We start from the raw sequence: 23,827 nt of genomic DNA, 5'->3' as shown, positions 1-23,827 counted from the left end.
ATATGATTTATTTCAAGTACGATAAATATAACGATTTCAGAGGAGGGTTTCCGATGACGCAAAAAATTGCGATTGCAGTTATTCACGGTGCAGGTACTCCTAAGGAAAATTTTGCAGATGAAATTATTACACATATTACGAAAGCTTTTGCAAAAAAACTATCTATGAAAAATGCGGAGCGGGAATTAGTGTTTGAACCGGTATTCTGGTCATCCGTTTTCGAACCGGAACAAACGGAATTGTGGAAAAGGTTACAAGAAAACAGCGACTTAAATTATTCTAGATTGAGACGGTTTGTCATTGAATTTTTAGCAGATGCAATAGCCTATCAACCAACAGCTTTAGGGAATCAAAATTACGATAAAGTTCATTCGCTTGTTGCTACGTCGATAAATAAACTAAAAGAAAAGGCTGGGGCACAAGCTCCCTTATGTGTTATCAGTCAAAGTCTAGGTTCTATTATTGCAAGTAATTACTTTTATGATCTGCAATTTAAGCGAGAAAACATGGGACTCGAAACAGTGAAGTGTACAAGTAATTCACCAATAGAGCAATGTGAAACATTAACCCTGTTCTATACAATGGGAAGCCCGATGGCTTTATGGACATTGCGTTACATTAACTTTGGATCTCCAATTACGGTTCCATCACCAATGATATCTAAATTTTATCCAGCTATCCAAGGCGAGTGGCTGAACTTCTATGATAAAGATGATGTACTAGCTTTTCCGTTAAAAGGAATAAATGAAGCATACGAACAAGCGGTTACGAAAGATGTTTCCGTGAATGCTGGGGGTTTATTAACGAGCTGGAATCCGTTGTCCCATCAAAATTATGATAGTGACGCTGAAGTGATTACGCCGATTGTTGATGGTTTAGTGAGAACGTGGAAAGCTATTAATCGAGTTGAAAGTTATAGTTAATAAATCTTTCATCCGACTTCCGAGGGAAATAGTTCTAATATATAGAAGGGGAGGTCTTGATAAAAGCTACTCCCCTTCTCACTCATTTCACTGGTAAACTGCTAATAAATACTTCTAATTCACGGTTAAACTTTTCCGTTTCTTCAAGGAATAACAGATGGCTGCTATTTTCAAACGGAATAAGTTTGGCGTGTGGCGTTCTTACCTTAATAAAGTCACCAGCTTCAATCGGAAAGAAGCCAACGGTGCCAAAGCAAATTAATGCAGGAACTGTTACATTGGAAAGTGTCTCCCGATAATCGACCGCAGTTTGATTAAATACAATGGTACTCGCAATAGATGCGGGTAACTTATTCATTTCCTGTAATATCCAAGTAAACTCCTTTGGATCTGGTTTTTCTTTATACATTCCATAGATGAAATTGCTGTTAAAGGTCTCTTGATCTTCTTGAATCGCTTGCACGACACTGGCAATTGTCTGGAAATCAAAGGCACCGAATTCCCAGTCGGGCCAGATGTAATCAGAAGCTGATTGATCCACAACCGTTATTCCTTTAACATTGTCTGTTCCAAATTGATTGATGTAATCCCAAACAACAAAAGCTCCCATTGACCAGCCGATAAGAATGACATCTGTTAAAGCTAATTTCTCAATGAAAGCTTTTAGATCCCTTGCATATTGTGCAACCGTATGACCATGATCTACCTTTGGTGATTGTCCATGACCACGAAGGTCTAAAGCGATGGTGCGATGTTTCTTACTGAAATGATCGAGTTGTTTATGAAAGAATTTACTACTCATCATCACGCCATGGATAAAGATAATGGTCTGTCCTTCTCCTTGATCCTCATAAAATAACTTCGTCTTGGAATCAACTTCTACATACGGAATAATAACCCCTCCTACGTATCATTTTTGTCCAAACATATTCGCTCCTTCATATAAATCGTATGTTCATTTGTTTTTGGAGATGACTATGTTGCAAATATAAAATGGTCCGAAGAGGGAAAGGGTTATTGGGATGGAATAGAACTTGAAAAAGGTTGACCGATCTAACTGTGGTCAACCTTCGATTATTATTGGACTTAATGTGCCGTTGTCTTAAAGCGTCCACCATGAACCTCCTGTGTATCCATAATGGTCGTGAAGGCTCTTGGATCGGAGTCAAATACAATCTGTTTTAGTTTAGCAACTTCAAGTCTAGTAATAATAACATAGAGGACCTGTGTATCTGCTTCACGATGATTATGTTGACCGTATAATTTGGTAACATCGCGCTTTAGCGACTCTTCAATTTGATCGGCAATATCGGCCGATACATCGGATACAATCAGGGCAGCTTTTGTTTCGTTGAGAATTCCCTGGCCGACAATATCAATGGTCTTAGAGGCTATGTAATAGGTAAGGATGGATAGCATTGCTTGCTCCCAGCCAAGAATAAACCCAGCCCATGCAAAAATAAAAATGTTAATAAACATGACAAACTCGCCTACAGAGAAGGGAAAAGTTTTGCTAATTATAATACCGAGTATTTCTGTTCCATCTAATGCACCAGCATTTCGGATGACAATACCGACACCAGCTCCCAAAATTAACCCACCAAATACGGTTGCTAATAACGGTTCATCTGTAATTGGCTCGATATGGTGTAAGAATCGTTCAGCGATAGCTAATGTGACAATACTAAAAAGGGAAGCGATTAAAAAACCTTTTCCGAGTCTTCTATAGCCAGAAAGAAGAAATGGAATATTGATAATTAAGACCAGTATCCCAAAGCCCATACCAGTTAGGTAATTTATTAACAATGAAATACCAATGACCCCTCCATCAATGATGGCATTAGGTATAAGAAAGAGGTCCAGAGCTACTGCTGCAATGGTCGCACCAACAACCAACATAAAATAACGGCGAATAAGATGTACTAAGCTTTCCTTTTTTTTCGTTCCAGTCATTATATAAAACATCCTTTTGACATCGAATCGAATTAACATTTTTTAGATTTCCCATAAATATCTTAGCCAATATAGCTATTTTTACCAATTTTGCATGCTTTAATGTATAGCTAGATGACTTTCACAACATTTAATGGCAAAATAGAAGGAGAGTGCATCAACAAAGGGGTGTTATGCATGAAACAAAAGCTTAGCTTAAATCAGTCTTTACAGTGGAAAATGAATCAGTCACTTGTACAGTCGATCAATATCTTGCAATTCTCAAGTGGAGAGCTGATGGAGTATATAAAAGAAGTAGCTAAAGAAAATCCACTAATCGAGGAAGTGGACGCTGATATGGATTGGGTGCAATATCGACCAGCTTCATCAAATACATTTTCCATTGGAGAAATGAATACCGCGGAAATGTCTTTGTACGATCAGTTAAAGTCGCAATTATTTACCATTTCATACCCGGATAGTTTAAAACCAATTATTGAATTTGGGATTGATTCACTTAATGAAGATGGTTACCTTGAAATTGCATTGGAAGAGTGGGCAAGTAAATGTGAGACGACAATCGAAAATGTGGAATATGCTTTGGAGAAAATCCAATCACTAGAACCATCTGGAATTGGTGCAAGAAATCTTCAGGAGTGTATTTTACTACAGTTAAAGCAAGCAAATAGCATCGAGCCATTTATAGCAGATTTATTAGAAAATCATTTAGAACTAGTTGCGAATGCAGATGTGGAAGCAATAAGTGAATTATATGGAATAGTTACGCAAGAAGCCGATTCTATCATTGAAAGTATCAAGCTATGCCATCCAAAACCGGGAAAATTATTAGAACCACCTGAACCAGACTATATTATTCCAGAAGCATCAATTTATAAAGAAGATGGTGAATGGAAACTGTCTTTTTATCGTTGGTCCACACCGAAAATAACACTCAATCCTACCTATAACCATTTAAATGATCCTGCTAATGAAGCGGCTGCTTATTTAAAGGAAAAGTACAAGGAAATTGAACAATTACAGCAGGCTATTGGTTATAGAGGGAACACGATTGAAGAAGTAATCCGAAAGATTATGGAAAAGCAGTATCTATTTTTTGAACATGGGACATATATGATCCAACCACTTACATTAAGAGAGATTGCAGAAGAGCTAGGACTTCACATCTCAACGATAAGTAGAGCAATCAGTCAGAAATACGTTCAAACAACACATGGTGTTCTTCCACTAAAGTTTTTTCTGCAACGTGGACTTAAGAACGAGAACGGCACGACTGCTTCATTCGCCATTAAACAGTTAATGAAAGAAATGATCATCCATGAGGATAAACAGAAGCCATTGTCAGACGAAGCGATAAAAAGAAAGCTGAAGAACGAATTTCATATTGATGTAGCAAGACGAACCGTAATGAAATACCGTGATCAACTACGGATTCCTTCGTCAATTAAGAGAAAAGAAAACAGGAGGAACTAACATGCAGCATGTTATTTTATACACGAAGGAAACTTGTACCTTATGTGATGAAGCGGAGTTATTATTATCTTTATTTATGGAAACGCATCCATTTGAGTTGGAAAAAAGAGATATTTATACAAACGATGAATGGCTTGCAAAATTTCAATTGGAAATCCCGGTGATTGAGATGAATGGCAAGCAGTTATATGGTGAAGGAATAAGTTATGAATCGATTGAAAAGTTATTTTTAAAACAGTAGAAAGCACCGTCTCATTAACGTTACAATGAGACGGTTTTTTTGCGTCTAAAAGTAAAGATTCTTTAACAAAGAAACAAGTTCTTTCTTGTTTATGATTTTACCCTTTGGGAATTGTAAAGTATGGATTGTTTCAAAAATACATGTAAAAGTTTTGGGTGTTTTTATTTGTATAACTTTCTGATTATGTTATAATGAAAATGTAACCGGGACATAATATATCCTACCGGGACTATTTATGACCCAAAGAAGGAGAGCCTTTAAATGAAAGCTTTAATTGGTCTGCAGCAAAAGCTTGTTCCTGACCTCTTGGAAATCATGCAGCAACGATATGCATTGTTACATAGTGTAGATTTATTCCAGCCGATTGGCAGAAGAGGTTTAGCAGAAAACACGAATCTCACAGAAAGACATGTCCGTGGGGAGGTCGATTTTCTACATGAACAAGGTTTAATTGAGGTAACAGCAAGAGGAATGTATATTACAAATGAGGGAAAAGTAATATTAGAGCAGCTTGCAAAGTTTATTGGCGATCTAACAGGGTTACATGTTTTAGAAGAACAAATTAAGGAAATATTACAGGTAGATCACGTAGTTGTTGTCCCAGGTGATAGTGATGATGATACTTGGGTCCAAAAGGAAATGGGAAAGGCTTGTATCGCCTCACTGAAAAAAATCGTTGGTAAACAAAATACGATTGCTGTAACAGGTGGTACTACAATGGCTGCTGTAGCTGAAGCGATGACCTCCTTAAATAAGGAAAGTGAATTTCTATTTGTTCCTGCCCGTGGCGGGATTGGTGAAAAGGCTGAAAACCAGGCTAGCAGGATTGTGGAAGAGATGGCAAAAAAGGTCGGTGGAGAATATCGACAATTATATGTTCCAGATCCAATCAGTGACAATACGTACGAAACGCTCATCAATGAACCGTCTATTATGGAGGTGATACAGCGCATTAAAGGTGCTGATATTGTTATTCATGGGGTTGGAGATGCGTTGAAAATGGCAGAGCGTAGAAGGACACGAGAACACGTCATCACCTTATTGAAGGAAAAGGATGCTGCGAGTGAAGCATTCGGTTATTATTTTGACCAGGCAGGTAATGTCGTCCATAAAGTGAAAACAGTAGGAATACAGCTGGAAGATTTGGACAACGTAGATAATGTTATTACCGTTGCTGGAGGTAAATCCAAGGGAGTAGCAATTGCATCATATTTCAAACGAGGTAGAAGTGATTTGCTAATAACGGACCAAGGAGCAGCAGAACAGATATTGAGAGGGTTCCCTCTTTAAATATATCAATTAAAATGAATTTCTAGGAGGAATAATACATGGCAGTTAAAGTTGGTATTAATGGATTTGGAAGAATAGGACGTAACGTATTTCGTCAATCATTATTAAATGATGAAGTAGAGGTAGTTGCAGTAAACGATTTAACAGATGCAAATATGCTTGCACATCTATTAAAATATGATTCAGTACACGGACGTCTAAAAGAAGAAATTACAGTAAATGGTTCGAATATCGTTGTAGACGGGAAAGAAATCAAAGTTCTATCTGAACGTGATCCTGCACAATTAGGCTGGGGAGACTTAGGTGTAGAAGTTGTTATTGAATCTACAGGACGTTTCACAAATGCAGAAGATGCACAAAAACACATTGATGCTGGAGCGAAAAAAGTAATTATCTCTGCACCTGCAAACAACGAAGATTTAACAATTGTTATGGGTGTTAACGATGATCAATACGACCCAAGCAAGCACAACATCGTTTCGAATGCATCTTGTACAACAAACTGCTTAGCTCCTTTCGCGAAAGTATTGAACGATACATTCGGAATTAAGCGTGGATTAATGACTACAATTCACTCGTATACAAATGATCAGCAAATTCTTGATTTACCACATAAAGATTACCGTCGTGCACGTGCAGCTGCTGAAAACATCATTCCTACAACAACTGGTGCTGCAAAAGCTGTTAGCTTAGTATTACCTGAATTAAAAGGTAAACTAAATGGTATGGCTGTTCGTGTTCCAACTCCAGACGGTTCATTAGTTGACTTAGTAGCAGAGTTAGACAAAACAGTAACTGCTGAAGACATTAATAATGCATTCAGAGAAGCTGCTGAAGGACCATTGAAAGGTGTACTAGAGTACAGTGAAGCTCCATTAGTATCTACGGATATTGTTGGAAATGCACACTCTTCTATTGTTGATGGACTTTCTACAATGGTTATGGAAGATAACTTCGTTAAAGTTGTGTCTTGGTATGATAATGAAATGGCATACTCTGCACGTTGTATAGACTTAGCTGCATACATGAAAAAACAAGGACTATAAGACAATTGAAGCGGAGGAGGATACCCATTCCTTCTCCGTTTTTTCGCAGATAATAAAGTTTAAACTTTATTATCTGCATAAGTGCAACTAAGGCATTTGCTTAAGAGCTTGCAAATGCCACGTTTTCTAAAAATACTTTAACAAGCGCTAAAGTGCTTGTTAGTATATAATGATTACGAAACACGTAATCGAACAACCTATGTTAATGAATAGGTTACATAGGCAGAAATGAGGAGGGTTTAATCATGAATAAAAAAACACTTCAAGACCTTGACGTAAAAGGAAAAAAAGTATTTTGCCGTGTCGATTTTAATGTTCCATTGAAAGATGGAGAGATTACGGATGATACGAGAATTAGAGCGGCATTGCCGACAATCAATTATTTGACCGAGCAAGGTGCTATTGTCATTTTGGCAAGTCATCTTGGACGACCAAAAGGCAAAGTAGTGGAAGATTTACGTTTGGACCCTGTTGCCAAGCATTTAAGCAATTTAATTGGAAAACAAGTAGTGAAAACAGATTCTGTTTACGGTGAAGAAGTAAACGAAGCGATTGCCTCCTTGCAAGCTGGCGATGTACTATTAATCGAAAATGTTCGATTTGAAGCTGGAGAGGAAAAAAATGATGCCGGGTTAGTACAAGCATTTGCTGATATGGCAGACCTTTACGTAAACGATGCATTTGGTGCAGCACACCGTGCGCATGCATCTACAACTGGTGTTGCAGAAAAGCTTCCAGCAGCAGCTGGCTACTTATTGGAAAAAGAAATACAGGTTCTTGGAAATGCACTTGAAACTCCAGAGCGACCATTTACTGCAATAATTGGTGGAGCGAAGGTAAAGGATAAAATTAATGTAATCGATAATCTATTAGAAAAAGTAGATAATCTGATCATTGGTGGAGGACTTGCCTATACATTTATCAAAGCACAAGGGCATGAAATTGGAAAATCCTTATTAGAGGAAGATAAAATGGAACTTGCTCTAGAATTCATCAAGAAAGCCGAAGAAAAAGGAGTTAACTTTGTTCTTCCAGTTGATGTAGTTGTTGCAGATGATTTCTCTGAATCAGCAAACACAAAAATTGTTGACATCAACGAAATTCCTGCTGATTGGGAAGCATTGGATATTGGACCGAAGTCAAGAGAAATCTACAGCGGGCTTGTAGCTGAATCGAAACTAATTCTTTGGAACGGACCAATGGGTGTATTTGAATTGAATCCATTTGCTGGTGGAACGAAAGCAGTAGCAGAGGCTTTAGCTGAAACAGAGGGTTACTCCATTATTGGTGGAGGAGATTCGGCAGCAGCTGTTGAGAAATTTGATCTTGCAGATGATATGGATCATGTGTCCACTGGTGGAGGAGCTTCCTTGGAATTCATGGAAGGAAAAACTTTACCAGGTGTAGCTGCTTTAAATGATAAGTAGGCTATCCTGTATCGATACGAATTAACTTGAGGGGTGAAACAATGCGTAAAAAAGTAATTGCTGGAAATTGGAAAATGAATAAGGTTCTATCAGAAGCAAACGGATTTGTTGATGAAGTTGTTGGTAGTGTTCCTGATAGCGACCAAGTAGAAGCGATTGTATGTGCGCCGTTTCCATATCTTTCTTCCTTAGTTGAAAAAACAAATGGAACGAAAGTACATGTAGCAGCGCAAAATATGCATTTTGAAGAAAATGGTGCATTTACAGGAGAAGTAAGTCCTGTCATGCTACAAGACCTTGGTGTGACTCACGTTGTACTAGGTCATTCCGAGCGACGTGAATTATTTGCGGAGACAGATGAAACCGTAAATAAGAAGACACATGCGGCATTCAAGCATGAGCTTACTCCAATCGTATGTGTTGGTGAAACGTTAGAGCAACGTGAAGCAAATCAAACAATGGATCATGTTGCATCACAAGTGAAAAAAGCGCTAGAAGGCCTTTCAAATGAACAAGTAGCTAACACAATTATTGCTTATGAGCCAATCTGGGCAATTGGAACAGGAAAAACTGCATCTAGTGAAGATGCGAATGAAGTTTGTGCACATATCCGCCAGGTAATTAAAGAAGTGACAACAGAAGATACATCTGAAAAAGTTGTCATTCAATATGGTGGTAGTGTAAAACCTTCAAATATAGAGGAATTACTTGCACAGTCCGATATTGATGGTGCCTTAGTCGGTGGGGCAAGTCTAGAAGCTGATTCCTTTCTACAGCTTGTGGAGGCAGGTACGAAATGACTCAAAATAAATTAGCTGCATTAATCATTTTGGATGGATATGCGATTCGTGATGAAGTGATGGGAAATGCAGTCAAACAAGCAAGTACACCTAACTTTGATCGATATTGGGAGAAATATGCCCATAATCAATTGATCGCAAGTGGAAACGCCGTAGGATTACCTGAAGGCCAAATGGGGAATTCTGAAGTAGGCCATTTGAATATTGGTGCTGGTCGCGTTGTTTATCAAAGTTTAACACGTGTGAATATGTCCATTGAAGAAGGAGACTTTTTCAAGGTCGAAGCTTTTCTCAGATCGATTCACCATGCGAAAACGAATGATAAGGCACTTCACTTATTTGGATTGTTATCTGATGGTGGTGTGCATAGTCATATCAATCATTTATTCGCGTTATTAAAGCTAGCAAAGGATAATGGTTTAGAAAAAGTATATATACATGCATTTCTAGATGGTCGAGACGTCGGCCCACAAACTGCAGGTAACTATATTGCAGAAACCGAGGAAAAGATCCGCGAGCTAGGAATTGGTGAAATTGCCACTGTTTCTGGAAGGTATTATTCCATGGACCGTGATAAGCGCTGGGATCGTGTTCAAAAGTCCTATGAAGCGATGGTTCAAGGAAAAGGACCAAGATATAAACACGCGATGGATGTTGTTCAAGATAATTATGAAAATGGAATTTACGATGAATTCGTTATTCCTTCGGTTATTGTAGATGAGAACGATGATCCTGTTGGGCAAATCCAAGATAACGATTCGATTATTTTCTATAACTTCCGTCCTGACAGAGCGATCCAGATTTCACGTACATTTGCAAATGCAGATTTCCGTGATTTTGATCGAGGTGAAAATGTTCCAAAAGACTTGGACTTTGTTATGCTGACGAATTTCAGTGAGACGGTGAATGGTTTTGTTGCTTATGAACCAATCAACCTGGATAATACGGTAGGCGAAGTGCTTGCTCAGAATAATTTGAAGCAGCTGCGCATCGCTGAGACCGAAAAATATCCACACGTAACCTTTTTCATGAGTGGTGGACGTGAACAGGAATTCCCTGGTGAAAAACGGATTCTGATTGATTCGCCAAAAGTTGCAACATACGATTTAAAACCTGAAATGAGTGCCTATGAAGTAACGGATGCGCTTCTTGAAGAGCTTGATAAAGGCGAACAGAATGCCATTATTTTAAACTTTGCCAACCCAGATATGGTTGGTCATTCAGGTAAGCTACAACCAACAATTGATGCCATTCAAGCAGTTGATCAATGCTTAGGAAAAATTGTTGACAAAATTGTAGAACTTGGTGGAAATGCCATTATTACCGCAGACCATGGTAACTCGGATGAAGTTGTTACATTGGATGGCAATCCAATGACTGCGCACACTACCAATCCGGTACCAGTGATTGTTACAAAAGATAATATTCAATTACGCGATGGTGGTATTTTAGCAGACCTATCACCAACTTTATTGGATTTATTAGATGTTGCCAAACCAGAAGAAATGACTGGAGAATCACTAATTATTAAATAAAAATAATAACCAAGAAAAATTACAATCAATAGGTAAAAAAGGAGAGATTTTAATGCCATACATTACAGACGTTTACGCTAGAGAAGTATTAGATTCACGTGGGAACCCAACGGTTGAAGTAGAAATTTTTACAGAATCCGGTGCATTCGGTTCTGCATTAGTTCCAAGTGGTGCTTCAACTGGTGAGTATGAAGCTGTTGAATTACGTGATGGTGACAAAGACCGTTACTTAGGGAAAGGTGTCTTAAAAGCAGTTGAAAATGTAAATGACATTATCGCACCAGAACTAATTGGCCTGGATGTTACACGTCAAAACATTATCGATGCTTTGCTAATTGACCTTGATGGAACAGAAAATAAAGGAAAATTAGGTGCTAACGCTATCTTAGGTGTTTCTATGGCAGCAGCTCATGCAGCAGCAAGCTACCTTGAAGTTCCTTTATACAACTACCTAGGTGGATTTAATGCCAAGGTGCTACCAACACCAATGATGAACATTGTAAATGGTGGGGAGCATGCGGATAATAACGTTGATATCCAAGAGTTCATGATTATGCCTGTAGGAGCTCCTACGTTTAAAGAAGCATTACGTACTGGTGCAGAAATTTTCCACGCATTGAAAAAAGTACTAAGTGAAAAAGGATTGAACACTGCAGTTGGTGATGAAGGTGGTTTCGCACCAAACCTTGGTTCCAACGAGGAAGCATTGCAAACAATTATGGAAGCAATTGAAGCGGCTGGCTATAAACCAGGTGAAGAAATCAAGCTTGCAATGGATGTTGCGGCATCTGAAATCTATGAAGATGGAAAATATAACCTAAAAGGTGAAGGTGTCGTACGTACATCTGCAGAAATGGTTGACTGGTATGAAGAAATGATTAATAAATACCCAATCGTTTCCATTGAAGATGGTCTTGATGAAAATGACTGGGAAGGCTTCAAATTATTGACAGAGCGTATTGGTGACCGTGTACAATTAGTAGGAGATGACCTATTTGTTACAAACACGGAGAAGCTTTCTCAAGGAATTGAAAAAGGTATCGGAAACTCAATCCTTATTAAAGTGAACCAAATTGGAACGCTAACTGAAACATTCGAAGCAATTGAAATGGCAAAACGCGCAGGATATACAGCAGTAATCTCTCACCGCTCTGGTGAAACAGAAGATGCTACAATCGCTGACATTGCTGTTGCAACAAATGCAGGACAAATTAAAACAGGTGCACCTTCACGTACTGATCGTGTAGCGAAATACAACCAATTACTTCGCATTGAAGATGAATTGGCTGGTATGGGTGAATATGCAGGATTGACTGCATTTTATAACTTGAAAAAATAATAAATTATCAATAAGAGGCGGAGAAATCTGCCTCTTATTTTTTATGGGTAAAAAGTGCAACTAAAATATTCGTCAAAAGGTGGTTTTATAAAAATCAAGGCATAGATAGGTATCATTGGTAATACAGTTAACTAAATGTAATTATCTTACAGAGAGAGGGGCTTACATGGCTAAAAAAGTATTGCTTTTTGGTGATATTGGCATTGATGATACAATTGCAATTCTCTATGCATATATGAATGATGATATTGATATTGTTGGGCTGGTTGCAGATTATGGAAATATTTCAAGGGAAAATGCACTAGCAAACATTCAGTATGTAAGAAGCCTATTTGATTCCAAGGAAATTGAAGATGTCCAAATCATTGCTGGGGCTGAAATACCAATGACAGGAGAACCACCTGTCTATGTTCCAGAAATTCATGGAGAATACGGACTCGGACCAATTATACCTGATCCGGATGGACAAGATGGAATCAGTGAAAATTTCCACGATATTGTGGAAATAATTGAGCGATATCAGGATGAATTAGTCATCGTTAACATCGGCCGTTTAACATCACTTGCTACAATGTTTTTATTGTATCAGGATTTAATGAGAAAGGTAAAAAGCTATTATATAATGGGAGGGGCATTTTGGGTTCCAGGGAATGTAACGGCCGTCTCAGAAGCGAATTTTCATGGAGATCCAGTTGCTGCTCATTTAGTATTATCAAACGCTGATAACGTTACAATTATTCCCTTGAATGTAACTCAGCAAGCAATCGCTACACCAGAAATGGTAGATTATATTGATCAGGTAGGCGACCTTCCAATTGTAAAAACCTTATTGGATTACTATTACGATTACTATAAGGATAGGGATCCGTATATCCAAGGTAGTCCCCTTCACGATGTGCTCACATTAATGGCGATTAACCAAGAAGATATGTTCACTTTTCAAAATCTACCTGTGCAGATTGTTCAGGCTCGAGAAGGGACAGAGAGAGGGCAAAGCATAGCTGATATTCGTCCATACGGTAATATGGGGGCGGAAGCAGAGGAGGAGGTACGAACCCATCGTATCGCCTTTGGACTCGATTATCCAAAGTTCTATACGCGTTTTATGACCGTCATGTCAGGTCAGCGTTTCGAGTGACATTAATACATAAAAGTGATAAGGGTTTAGCTATCGCTTTTATGTTTTTTTATGCTAACCTAAAAGAATAAGAGGTGATTAAAATCGATATTTTAAAAACAATTAAAGAACGCAGAACTATTCATTCCTTTAAACAGCAAGAAGTAGACCAAACACTATTGAAAAAAATATTTACATATGGATCTTATGCTCCTACGCATTATATGAAAGAGCCATGGAGAATTAAAATATATCAGGGAAAAGGAAAACGGGATTTTGTTGAGGCAATTATACAAAGTTACCAACGAATGGGCATGATCAAACAGAATAATGACCCGAAAACAGAGAAAATGATTGCTTCGATGACAACGTTTCTTCTGGATATTCCACATCATGCACTCATTTACTTTGAATTAGAAGATGATCCCGTTCGTTATGAAGAAGAATACGCAGCAGTATGCGCGTTTATCCAGAATGCACAACTTGCAGCATGGGAATTCGGGGTGGGTATGTTGTGGACGATTACACCTTATATGCATGATAAGGAGTTTATAAAAGGCATCGGTTTAGATGAAACGAAAGTAAAAATTGCAGCCGTCATGCAAATTGGCTATCCAGAAAAAATCCCACGCGATAAAGGAAGAAGTCCGATTGAAGAAAAGTTGGAATTTATTCTAAAATAGCGCTCGGACAAAAGTCCAAGCGCTATATCAAAAAAGCTTATTCTGTTTTTTCTTTAATGAATTCTACAACTTCTTCAGCAGTTCCCATAGCTAGTATCTCTTCTTTATAGGAAACCATTTTTTCTTTCGAAAGGCTAAGGATTTGCGTACGTGCTGGTAAAATGGAGGTTGCACTCATGCTGAACTCGTCCAATCCAAGACCAAGTAAAATTGGAATTGCGATGGAATCTCCAGCCATTTCTCCACACATACCGACCCATTTACCTTCCTGGTGTGCAGCTTCGATCACTGTGTTAACCAGGTTAAGGATAGCAGGATGGTATGGTTGATACAGGTAAGAAACCTGTTCATTCATTCTGTCTGCAGCCATTGTATATTGGATTAAATCGTTCGTTCCAATACTGAAGAAATCTACTTCCTTCGCAAATTGTTTAGCGATTACAGCAGTTGAAGGAATTTCTACCATGATTCCAACTTCAATATCATCAGACACCTTAACGCCATCTGCTACTAAGGATTCTTTCTCATCAAGTAAAATTGCTTTCGCCTGACGGAATTCTTCTAATGTAGCAATCATAGGGAACATAATTTTTAAGTTTCCATGCGCACTCGCACGTAATAATGCACGTAATTGAGGACGGAAAACATGCTCATTCTCCAAACAGAATCGGATAGCCCGGAAGCCTAAAAACGGATTCATTTCCTTTGGAAGATCTAAATAATCAAGTTCTTTATCGCCACCAACATCCAAGGTTCTTACAACAACTGGTTTATCACCCATTTGTTCGAGTACCGATTTATATGCCTCATACTGTTCATCTTCAGAAGGAAGCTCTGATTTACCCATGTATAGGAATTCTGTACGGTAAAGTCCGACACCTTCTCCGCCATTATTTAATACACCTTGTACATCGTCAGGCGTGCCGATATTAGCTGCAAGCTCAACTTGTTCGCCATCACTAGAGAAAGTAGGTTCGTCTTTAAGCTTTGCCCATTCCTCTTGTTGTTTAGCAAAAGCTTCTTGTTTATTACGATACGCTTCTATTTCTTCTTCTGTAGGGTTGATGATTACAGTACCTTCAAGTCCATCAACAATAATAATGTCGTCTTTTACTACTGTAGAAGTGATGTCTTTAGTTCCAACTACTGCAGGTATTTCAAGTGATCTCGCCATAATCGCAGAGTGGGAAGTACGTCCACCAATATCTGTTGCAAACCCTTTTACAAATTCACGATTTAATTGTGCTGTATCTGAAGGTGTAAGATCATTCGCAATGACAATTACTTGCTCGTTGATTAGAGCAGGAGCAGGGATATTGGCACCTAGTAAATGTGCAAGCACACGCTTTGTGACATCTTGAATATCAGCAGCACGTTCGCGCATATACTCATTATCCATTGCTTTAAACATATCAATGAACATCGTTGCAACTTCATCTAAAGCAGCTTCAGCATTAACTTTCTCAGTAGTAATCTTGTCCTTCATTGGGTTAACAAGCTCAGGGTCACTAAGAACTAATAGATGTGCAGAGAAAATTTCTGCATGTTCTTCATCAATTTCTTTTCTTGTATGCTCTTTAATTCTTTCTAACTCTTGCTTGGATATTGCTAAAGCTTGATCAAGTCGTTCGATCTCTTTATCTGTATCTTCAATTGTAACCTTTTCAAACGATAAATCCGGTGCTTTCAATTCATAAGCTTTTGCAATTGCAATACCGGAAGATGCGGCTATTCCATTTACTTTCTTCATGCTGTTAGAGTCAATCCTTTCAATATAAAAGAGTATTAGAAAACTTGGCATTTACCAGGATCTCCTGAGCGAATGCCTTAGTTGCACTTATGCAAAAGGAAAGTTTTATACCTTCTTATTTGCCCAAAAACGCTCCATACTCATTTTAACGTCATGTAAATGTACTTGCAAGCAATTGATTGTTACAAATGAAGCACAATCCATTTATTTATATCAGCAAATATTTCCATCCGATTGATTTCATTTAATAACTCATGTCTTCCATCGTTATAGAGCATAACAGTAATGTCTTTTAAACCAGCCTTTTCATATATATTAGCTGTTTTCCAAATCCCTTTCGTATAATCTCCTACTGGGTCTGCATCGCCACTGACAATCAGCATTGGAAGGTCTTGACGTATGGATAGATTTTGCTTTCTGCGTTGCATAGCAAGAATCCCTGTCAATAAATCATAGAAAAATCTCCCAGTTGGAATAAACCCAGAAAACGGATCATCCACATATTGCTTAACCATCGCCTCATCTCTTGATAACCATTCAAATCCATTCTTTTTATCTTTTATTTTCTTATTATTGCTGCTAAAGGAAAGGTGATTCATGAGCTTGGATTGTTCTTTTGCCGGTAAGACGCTTGCCAGTGCTTTACCTACAACTGAAACTGCTGTCGAGTAATAACCGGTACCAGAAAGAATGACACCATCAATTAATTGACTATGGGCTTGAAGATAGTTTCTTGTTAGAAAAGATCCCATACTATGACCAAAAAGAAAAATAGGAGTATTTGGATGATCCCGTATAATCTGCTCTGTTATTTCATAGAGATCGTTCGTTGTCTTCGCAAAACCGTCCTGATCAGCTAAATACCCTTGTAAACCTTGTCTTTCTCCTGTTTTACCATGCCCTCTGTGGTCATTACCATACACGAAAAAGCCTTGCTCTACTAAATAATTGGCAAATTCATTATATCGTTCAATATGCTCCACCATTCCATGTGCCAGCTGAATCACTGCTTTTGGTGTTGATTCTGCATTAAACCATTTCTTTATATAAATCTCTGTATCGTCCTCCATTGTTAGCCAGAAAGCGTGTTCCATTCCTAATCCCTCCAATATTTCTTACTATCTATATTTATATTAGGGGGAATTTATTATTTCGTCTAAATTTAACGCAAATTAAACATGATTTATCTTGCTAGTTTTATAAGATATATGATAAAGTAACATATAGGTATTGTCGGTGCAGGAGGTGTCGTGAAACATGGCAGGTTTGGTTAACATATTATTAGTAATTGATGCAATTGTGATGATAGCGTTAGTGCTATTACAAACAGGAAAAAGCGCAGGACTTTCTGGAGCTATCTCTGGTGGTGCAGAGCAATTATTTGGTAAGCAAAAGGCACGTGGGATTGATTTAATTCTCCATCGTGGAACGATTGTTACTGGAGTATTGTTCTTTCTATTAGCTTTTCTAAGTGCATATGTATTACAATAGGAAGTAATCCCTTGTCACAAGTCTGTGATAAGGGTTTTTTAGTTTTAAATGTTGTATAGTTGTACATAAAGGGTAAAGTAAAAAGAAGATCGTGTAAGGAGATGTCGCAGAATAATGAAAATCAAACTACCACAACCATTTACGTTTGAAGCAGGACCACGTGCTGTCTTATTATTGCACGGGTTTACAGGACATACCGCAGATGTAAGAATGCTCGGTAGGTTCTTAGAAAAGAAAGGTTATACAAGTCATGCGCCGATTTATAGGGGGCACGGACTACCGCCCGAAGAACTGATTAAGTCCAATCCGGACGAGTGGTGGGAAGATGTTAATCAAGCATTGCAACACTTAAAGGATCTTGGTTATGAAGAGATTGCTGTAGCTGGCCTTTCACTTGGAGGGGTTTTAGGGTTGAAGCTTGCTTATTCAACGAGCATTAAAGCAATGATCCCAATGTGTGCGCCGATGTTTTTCGATAATGAAACACAGCTTTCACAAGGATTTAAAGCTTTCTCTAAGGAATTTAAGCAACTGGAAGGTAAGGATGAAGCAACAATAGAACGTGAAGTGGCATCACTTGTTGAAAATTCAAAAGAGGTTTTTGAAGGTTTGGCCAAAACCATTACGGAAGTGAAAAACAATATTGACACGATTTATACGCCAACATTTGTTGTACAAGCTAGACAGGACAAGATGATTAATACAGATAGTGCAACCTACATTTATGAAAATGTGGAATCCGATGTGAAAGAGTTGGCGTGGTATGAAGAATCGGCTCATGTGATTACGTTGGATAAAGAGAAAGAACAACTCCATGAGGATATCTATCAATTCCTAGAGAGCTTGGATTGGAAGCAATGATTATATTTTGAAAAAATGGAAAAGAATAGGATGAAAGAAGGTGAGCAGATGAAGGAAAGAATACTTGAATTTTTTAAGGAAAACGACAAAAAGCCTTTGGCTGTAGATGAAATTGAGAGAGAGCTTGGGATTGAGGATGCTGTTGAGTTTAAGGAGCTTGTAAAAGCATTAAATGCACTAGAAGATAACGGAGACCTCGTAAGAACACGTAAAAATCGTTTTGGGCTACCAGATAAAATGAATCTTGTTAAAGGGAAAATACAAATGCATGCAAAGGGGTTTGCCTTTTTAATCCCAGAGGATGAGGATGCAAAGGATGTCTATATTCATGCGAATGACCTTGGCTCAGCGATGAATAATGATAAAGTGCTCGTCCGCTTGGAAAAAACAGGTGTCGAGGGAAATCGTCCAGAAGGGAAAGTTATCCGTATTTTGGAGCGTTCGGTTATTCAGGTTGTTGGAACATTTGAAGATAATCGTGCCTTTGGCTTTGTCATAGCTGATGATAAACGGGTTCCAAATGATATTTTTATCCCAAAGGGTGGTTCACATGGAGCGGTAAGCGGACACAAGGTTATTGCGCGGATCACGAAATATCCAGAAGGAAGAATGAGTGCAGAAGGAGAGATTATTCATATTCTTGGGCATAAAAATGATCCAGGAATTGATATTATTTCTATTATATATAAGCATGGGATTGCGATTGATTTTCCAAATGAAGTGTTAGAGCAAGCGACAAATATACCGGAAACAATTGCTCCTGAGGAATTGGAAGGCAGACGTGATCTACGAGATGAAATGATTGTTACCATTGATGGTGCCGATGCGAAGGACTTGGATGATGCGGTAACTGTCAAGCAATTGGAGAATGGTAACTATAAGCTTGGCGTATACATTGCTGACGTGAGTTATTATATAAAAGAGGGTACACCCATGGATGTCGAAGCCTATGAACGTGGGACAAGCGTCTATTTAGTTGACCGTGTTATTCCAATGATTCCACATCGGTTATCGAATGGAATTTGTTCATTGAATCCGCAAGTTGACAGGTTGACCCTAGGATGTGAGATGGAAATTACGTCCAGTGGCCAAGTAGTTAATCATGAAATTTTCCAAAGTGTGATTAATACAACGGAGCGCATGACCTATCATGATGTGAATCAAATTTTAGTAGATAAAGATCCAGAGCTTCGTGCTAAATACGAGGAACTTGTTCCGATGTTCGAAGATATGGAGAAGCTTGCTAAAATCTTACGTTCGAAACGTATGGGGCGTGGTGCAATTGACTTCGATTTTAAAGAAGCAAAGGTACTTGTTGATGAAAGTGGAAAACCGACCGATGTCGTTATTCGTGAACGTTCTGTAGGAGAACGTCTTATTGAAGAATTTATGCTAGCGGCGAATGAAACGGTCGCGGAACATTTCCATTGGTTGGATGTTCCATTTATTCACCGAATCCATGAGGACCCAGACGAAGGGAAATTGGAGAAGTTCTTTGACTTTCTTGCAGGGCTTGGTGTTTCCGTTAAGGGTACTGCAAATGAAGTGCATCCCCAGGCATTACAAAAAGTGCTTGAATCACTGGAAGGTAAGCCAGAGGAAATGATTGTTTCTAAATTAATGCTACGTTCGATGAAACAAGCAAAGTATGATCCACAGGGGATTGGTCACTTTGGCCTGGCGACTGAATTCTATACGCATTTCACATCTCCGATTCGCAGGTACCCAGATTTGATTGTGCATCGTTTAATTCGTACCTATTTAATCAATCAGCAGATGGATAGGGATACCCAGAAGCATTGGAAAGAAAACCTTCCGGAAATTGCTCGTCATACATCTGAACGAGAACGAAGAGCGGTTGATGCAGAGCGTGATACGGATGATTTGAAAAAAGCGGAGTTTATGAAGGACAAAATTGGTGAAGAGTTCACTGGTGTCATTAGTTCGGTTATGAACTTTGGAATGTTCGTCGAGCTTGAGAACACGATTGAAGGCCTAGTTCATGTTAGTTATTTAACGGATGATTATTATCACTTTGATGAGCGCAGCCATGCATTAATTGGGGAACGTACTGCAAACATCTACCGGATTGGTGACGAAGTTGAAGTAAAAGTGGTTAGCGTCAATACGGATGAGCATACTGTTGATTTTGAACTGGTAGGAGCTCCTAAAAAGAAAAACAGAAAAACAAGACCGCCACAAAAGGTTCTCCAAGCAAATAAAACAAAAGCGAAGAAGAAAAAGAAGAAAAAATGAGCCAGACCACGGGTTGGCTCATTTTTTCTGTGAATTAAAACCACAAGACTAGCAATCCGCAATTATTTTATTGACACCTAAGGAGTGCTCTTATAAACTACTTATAAAACTGTCGCAATTTGTACGTATATAACATTGTTTTGACTTAGTAGATGGGAAAGAATATAACTTTTCCTATCTGCATACATGTAACTAAGACGTTTGCCCAAGAACTTGGGCAAACGATACGTTTTCGAAATGAAGTTTGGAGGATTTTGAATGAATGATGTACTTCTTGCTTTCCTGTTAACTTTATTTGCAGGACTCGCAACTGGAGTAGGAAGTGTACTTGCTTTCTTCGCTAAAACAACAAATACAAAATTTCTATCTTTTGCTTTAGGATTATCAGCTGGGGTTATGATTTATGTATCAATGGTAGAGATATTTTTTAAAGCAAAGGATGCCTTAACCGCATCCATGGGCGAAACAGAAGGTTATTGGTTTACGATCATCGGATTTTTCGCTGGGATGCTGTTCATCGGTCTTATTGATAAATTTATCCCGAAGCATAGCAATCCCCATGAAGTGAAAAAAGTAGAAGATATGGAAAAGCCGGGAACAGCTCTAAATGACCCCGCGTTAATGAAAATGGGGATGTTTACAGCGTTGGCATTAGCTATTCATAACTTCCCAGAGGGAATTGCGACTTTCGTCTCTACGCTCCAGGATCCATCGATTGGGATTGCTATTGCAATAGCTGTGGCTATTCATAATATCCCAGAGGGAATTGCTGTATCTGTCCCAATTTATTACGCAACTGGGGACCGAAAAAAAGCTTTTAAGCTTTCATTCTTATCGGGACTTGCAGAGCCAGTTGGAGCGGCTGTCGCATTTTTGATATTAATGCCTTTCTTAAGTGATGTCTTGTTTGGAATTATTTTTTCTATGGTAGCTGGTATTATGGTATTTATTTCGCTAGACGAGTTGTTACCAGCAGCGAAACGATATGATGAGGCACATCTTTCCATATATGGTGTGATGACTGGAATGGCGATTATGGCTGTGAGTTTAGTTTTGATGGCTTAATGTTGGGTTAGTTTAGTTATAGTTAGGTGTTCTGATTGGAATCATGGAAGATTTCTGATAAAATGAAGTTCTATGTAAGTAGTAGGAGGAACACATATGCCAAAAGGACAAGGGAAGACGATTGCGCAAAATCGAAAAGCGTCCCATGACTATTTTATTGAAGATACGTATGAAGCAGGAATTGTATTACAAGGAACAGAGATTAAATCACTTCGCAATGGGCGAGTGAATATAAAAGATTCCCACGCAAGAATTGATCGTGGCGAGGTCAAATTGATTAATTTGCATATTGCAGAATATGAGCAAGGAAATCGATTCAATCATGATCCAACTCGCACACGTAAATTACTTTTGCATCGGAAAGAAATCGATAAATTAATCGGCCTAACACAGCAACAAGGCTATGCGCTTGTTCCTTTAAAAATCTATATTAAAAATGGCTATGCCAAGGTTTTAATCGGGTTAGGAAAAGGGAAAAAGAAATATGACAAGCGTGAAGATTTGAAGCAGAAGCAAATGAAACGTGATGTGGATCGAGCACTGAAGGATCACGTGAGGTAAGTAATGGATTCTGTAAATTCTTCCAGCCCTTGAAATTAGCTGAGAATCTGCTATAATAGAGGATGTAACACAATTGAATAATGCTCATTTATCCTAGAGCGTTTCTCTTTTACGGGGACGTTACGGATTCGACAGGGGTAGTTTGAGCTCAGGTCGCACGTCGAGGTTACGACTCGTAAACCGTTACTCGCCTAAATATAACTGGCAAAGAAAACAATTACTCTTTAGCAGCTGCGTAAGTAGCACTAAAGGATCCTTCCTGTCACTCGCCCGTGGTGCAGATTGAAGGGTCTCAACTTAAGCGGGCTATGCTGGTATCCTCCGTCTGAGGATCTCCAGGTGAACTGAATCAGACTAGCTATCCGAAAGCCTGTTGATAGGCTAAAGGATTTGCGAATGATAATATATCAACTACGCGTGTAGAAGCCTGAGTGCCGATATCTCTGGACGTGGGTTCGATTAGTAATTTAGTCGCCTTTTGTGGTAACACAAAAGTGATAACTCGGCTTTATCGGTGAAACCTAAGTTGCATTAAATAGGTGTTCAAAATAGGCGAATTAGAAGCAAGCAGTTCGAGGCGGTGAAGTTTCGAGGACCGGAGTGTACAAATAGTACATGAGGACCGGAAAAACAAACCAACGAAGAAATGCGCAGCTTATCATTTGATGATATTTTGAACTTCCTTTATAGCAATAAGGCAATACCGAGTGGTATGTGGAGCAATCCAACAGCCATCTATCGACTTATAGGCTGCCAATTTGGTAGTACTAGGATACGAAATTCTACCTAGCAAGGTAAATTTACATTTCGTATAATACGCCGAGAGACCTTGAAATTTAAGGTCTAAGATATAGTCAGTGCCATGACGAAAGCATGGAAGAGCATGTCCCACCGTCTCCACCAATACATAATGTTGGTGGTTTTTTTGTGTTGTGATTTGAATCGTAAATTGTCCACTTTGGGCAGGATATGGTTTAAAAAGCTTATGGTCAACATTTGTTTCATACTTTGTAAAAAGACATTTTATTTCTTCTGCTATGTTTGGGTATATGCAAAGTAATCGATCGTTGGTAGATAATTTCTTTAATTAACTTTTCAAATGATGCAGATGTTCGTGTTTCTATCATAAATTCAAAATAGTTTTGACCAATGAAGGGTTAAGCACCACCTTAGAAAGCTTATAATGAAACAGATTATTTCTAAAAGTATTGATGAAATATTCTTTTAGTGTGTGTTCAAAAAGGAGGATAAAAAGGACCGAGAAGTTCGAGGCGGCATAGCTTTGAGTAGCGGAACGTATGGGTTTAATACGTGAGCAGACGTTCTTGCACGCAGGAAAAGTGTTTTTCTTTTGCAAGGAACGGAAAAGCAAGCCAACGAGCTTCCACTTTTCTCGATGTGTCATTTTTACCAGACTTTTTGAACAACCTCTTTTATGTGTATCTAATACATTTTTGATTTTAGAAAAGAAGGTTAGGATTCGGAATAAAGTGAAGGCGCTGGCGTATTTTTTAGTGATTTGAAATTTAATAGAAAACCTTTAAGATGCATAGATAGCAAATTTCCAGTAAACTAACAGTAAAATTGAAATATGTAGGAGTGAAACTTTAACATGCAATATGATGCAAAGAATTCTGAGGAATATTTAAAATTGCTTGAAGATGATTGGCGAAAAGAGAAACTGCTCGCGATTCGACAAATGATTTTTGCTTATGCCCCCGAATTGGAAGAGGTGATTCGCTATAAGATGTTAAATTATGGTAGAGATGATAACTATGTATTTGCGTTAAACGCGCAAAAACATTATGTAAGTCTCTATGTGGGTACAATAGATAAGATAGAAAATGGAGAAACCCTATTAGCGGACTATAACTATGGAAAAGGCTGCATTCGCGTCAAAAAATCAATAAAGATTGAAGATACGGGATTGGAACAATTTATCCATAAAACAGTTGATATGTGGCGCGCTGGCGAAGATACGGCTTGTTAACATGGAATGAATAAATAACAGCTACAAAA

General features: G+C 38.4%; 21 protein-coding genes and 1 other RNA gene. 18 read left to right on the top strand and 4 right to left on the bottom strand.

Annotated features, from left to right (window positions below; translation table 11 throughout):
* Window positions 1-53 precede the first annotated feature (53 nt).
* Window positions 54-923, top strand: a complete 870-nt coding sequence (locus tag F1560_RS03175; protein WP_149473188.1) for a chemotaxis protein — start codon at window positions 54-56, stop codon at window positions 921-923.
* Window positions 924-1,005: 82 nt separating this feature from the next.
* Here the strand turns inward: F1560_RS03175 and F1560_RS03170 are convergent, their stop codons facing one another.
* Both F1560_RS03170 and F1560_RS03165 read right to left on the bottom strand, forming a co-directional pair.
* A complete protein-coding gene (locus tag F1560_RS03170; protein WP_149473187.1) occupies window positions 1,006-1,815 on the bottom strand; it encodes an alpha/beta fold hydrolase in 810 nt (269 codons plus the stop codon).
* Between the two features lie 194 nt (window positions 1,816-2,009).
* On the bottom strand, window positions 2,010-2,876 hold the full coding sequence (locus F1560_RS03165) for a YitT family protein (RefSeq protein ID WP_149473186.1): 867 nt from the start codon (window positions 2,874-2,876) through the stop codon (window positions 2,010-2,012).
* 177 nt (window positions 2,877-3,053) lie between these two features.
* Between F1560_RS03165 and rpoN the strand changes: the two genes are divergently transcribed.
* The 10 genes from rpoN to F1560_RS03115 all read left to right on the top strand — a co-directional run bounded on the left by rpoN (window position 3,054) and on the right by F1560_RS03115 (window position 13,824).
* Window positions 3,054-4,346, top strand: coding sequence for an RNA polymerase factor sigma-54 (gene rpoN / locus F1560_RS03160; protein WP_149473185.1), 1,293 nt, complete (start codon window positions 3,054-3,056; stop codon window positions 4,344-4,346).
* Between the two features lies 1 nt (window position 4,347).
* Window positions 4,348-4,587: a glutaredoxin family protein gene (locus F1560_RS03155; RefSeq protein WP_149473184.1), complete on the top strand. Its 240-nt coding sequence runs from the start codon at window positions 4,348-4,350 to the stop codon at window positions 4,585-4,587.
* Between the two features lie 261 nt (window positions 4,588-4,848).
* Window positions 4,849-5,877 carry a sugar-binding transcriptional regulator gene (locus F1560_RS03150; RefSeq protein WP_149473183.1) on the top strand — a complete coding sequence of 343 codons (1,029 nt, stop codon included), beginning with the start codon at window positions 4,849-4,851 and terminating at the stop codon, window positions 5,875-5,877.
* A 38-nt stretch (window positions 5,878-5,915) separates the two neighbouring features.
* Window positions 5,916-6,923, top strand: a complete 1,008-nt coding sequence (gap, locus tag F1560_RS03145; RefSeq protein WP_149473182.1) for a type I glyceraldehyde-3-phosphate dehydrogenase — start codon at window positions 5,916-5,918, stop codon at window positions 6,921-6,923.
* Window positions 6,924-7,168: 245 nt separating this feature from the next.
* Complete coding sequence (locus F1560_RS03140; protein ID WP_149473181.1) at window positions 7,169-8,350, top strand: phosphoglycerate kinase; 1,182 nt, start codon at window positions 7,169-7,171, stop codon at window positions 8,348-8,350.
* A gap of 41 nt (window positions 8,351-8,391) precedes the next feature.
* A complete protein-coding gene (gene tpiA, locus F1560_RS03135) occupies window positions 8,392-9,150 on the top strand; it encodes a triose-phosphate isomerase (RefSeq protein ID WP_149473180.1) in 759 nt (252 codons plus the stop codon).
* Window positions 9,147-10,685, top strand: a complete 1,539-nt coding sequence (gene gpmI / locus F1560_RS03130; RefSeq protein WP_149473179.1) for a 2,3-bisphosphoglycerate-independent phosphoglycerate mutase — start codon at window positions 9,147-9,149, stop codon at window positions 10,683-10,685. Before tpiA ends, gpmI begins: the two co-directional genes overlap by 4 nt.
* A 52-nt stretch (window positions 10,686-10,737) precedes the next feature.
* Window positions 10,738-12,024: a phosphopyruvate hydratase gene (eno, locus tag F1560_RS03125; RefSeq protein WP_149473178.1), complete on the top strand. Its 1,287-nt coding sequence runs from the start codon at window positions 10,738-10,740 to the stop codon at window positions 12,022-12,024.
* Window positions 12,025-12,190: 166 nt separating this feature from the next.
* The gene (locus F1560_RS03120) at window positions 12,191-13,162 is read left to right on the top strand and encodes a nucleoside hydrolase (RefSeq protein ID WP_149473177.1); all 972 of its coding nucleotides are present in this window, start codon (window positions 12,191-12,193) and stop codon (window positions 13,160-13,162) included.
* 74 nt (window positions 13,163-13,236) lie between these two features.
* Entirely contained in the window at window positions 13,237-13,824 is a 588-nt protein-coding gene (locus tag F1560_RS03115; protein WP_246811902.1) for a nitroreductase family protein, read from the top strand.
* A 37-nt stretch (window positions 13,825-13,861) separates the two neighbouring features.
* On the opposite strand, the gene ptsP is transcribed toward F1560_RS03115, so the two are convergent.
* Both ptsP and F1560_RS03105 read right to left on the bottom strand, forming a co-directional pair.
* Window positions 13,862-15,574 (bottom strand): phosphoenolpyruvate--protein phosphotransferase, encoded by a 1,713-nt coding sequence (gene ptsP, locus F1560_RS03110; protein ID WP_149473210.1) that lies wholly within the window; start codon window positions 15,572-15,574, stop codon window positions 13,862-13,864.
* Window positions 15,575-15,756: 182 nt separating this feature from the next.
* Complete coding sequence (locus tag F1560_RS03105) at window positions 15,757-16,668, bottom strand: alpha/beta hydrolase (RefSeq protein WP_149473176.1); 912 nt, start codon at window positions 16,666-16,668, stop codon at window positions 15,757-15,759.
* 163 nt (window positions 16,669-16,831) lie between these two features.
* On the opposite strand from F1560_RS03105, the gene secG reads away from it, so the two are divergent.
* From secG to F1560_RS03070, 7 genes are all read left to right on the top strand, one after another.
* Window positions 16,832-17,065, top strand: coding sequence for a preprotein translocase subunit SecG (gene secG, locus F1560_RS03100; RefSeq protein WP_149473175.1), 234 nt, complete (start codon window positions 16,832-16,834; stop codon window positions 17,063-17,065).
* A 114-nt stretch (window positions 17,066-17,179) separates the two neighbouring features.
* On the top strand, window positions 17,180-17,926 hold the full coding sequence (locus tag F1560_RS03095; protein ID WP_149473174.1) for an alpha/beta hydrolase: 747 nt from the start codon (window positions 17,180-17,182) through the stop codon (window positions 17,924-17,926).
* Between the two features lie 48 nt (window positions 17,927-17,974).
* Window positions 17,975-20,182 carry a ribonuclease R gene (gene rnr / locus F1560_RS03090; RefSeq protein WP_149473173.1) on the top strand — a complete coding sequence of 736 codons (2,208 nt, stop codon included), beginning with the start codon at window positions 17,975-17,977 and terminating at the stop codon, window positions 20,180-20,182.
* A 258-nt stretch (window positions 20,183-20,440) separates the two neighbouring features.
* Window positions 20,441-21,247, top strand: coding sequence for a zinc transporter ZupT (zupT, locus tag F1560_RS03085; RefSeq protein ID WP_149473172.1), 807 nt, complete (start codon window positions 20,441-20,443; stop codon window positions 21,245-21,247).
* Window positions 21,248-21,343: 96 nt separating this feature from the next.
* Entirely contained in the window at window positions 21,344-21,808 is a 465-nt protein-coding gene (gene smpB, locus F1560_RS03080) for an SsrA-binding protein SmpB (RefSeq protein ID WP_149473171.1), read from the top strand.
* Window positions 21,809-21,929: 121 nt separating this feature from the next.
* Window positions 21,930-22,270: a transfer-messenger RNA gene (gene ssrA, locus F1560_RS03075) on the top strand.
* Window positions 22,271-23,420: 1,150 nt separating this feature from the next.
* Window positions 23,421-23,798 (top strand): iron chaperone, encoded by a 378-nt coding sequence (locus tag F1560_RS03070; protein ID WP_149473170.1) that lies wholly within the window; start codon window positions 23,421-23,423, stop codon window positions 23,796-23,798.
* Window positions 23,799-23,827: the final 29 nt, after the last annotated feature.

Origin of the sequence: Oceanobacillus polygoni (assembly GCF_008304605.1) — a bacterium.
Classification (GTDB): Bacteria; Bacillota; Bacilli; order Bacillales; family Amphibacillaceae; genus Oceanobacillus; species Oceanobacillus polygoni.
This window is presented reverse-complemented; position numbering and strand designations above follow the sequence as displayed.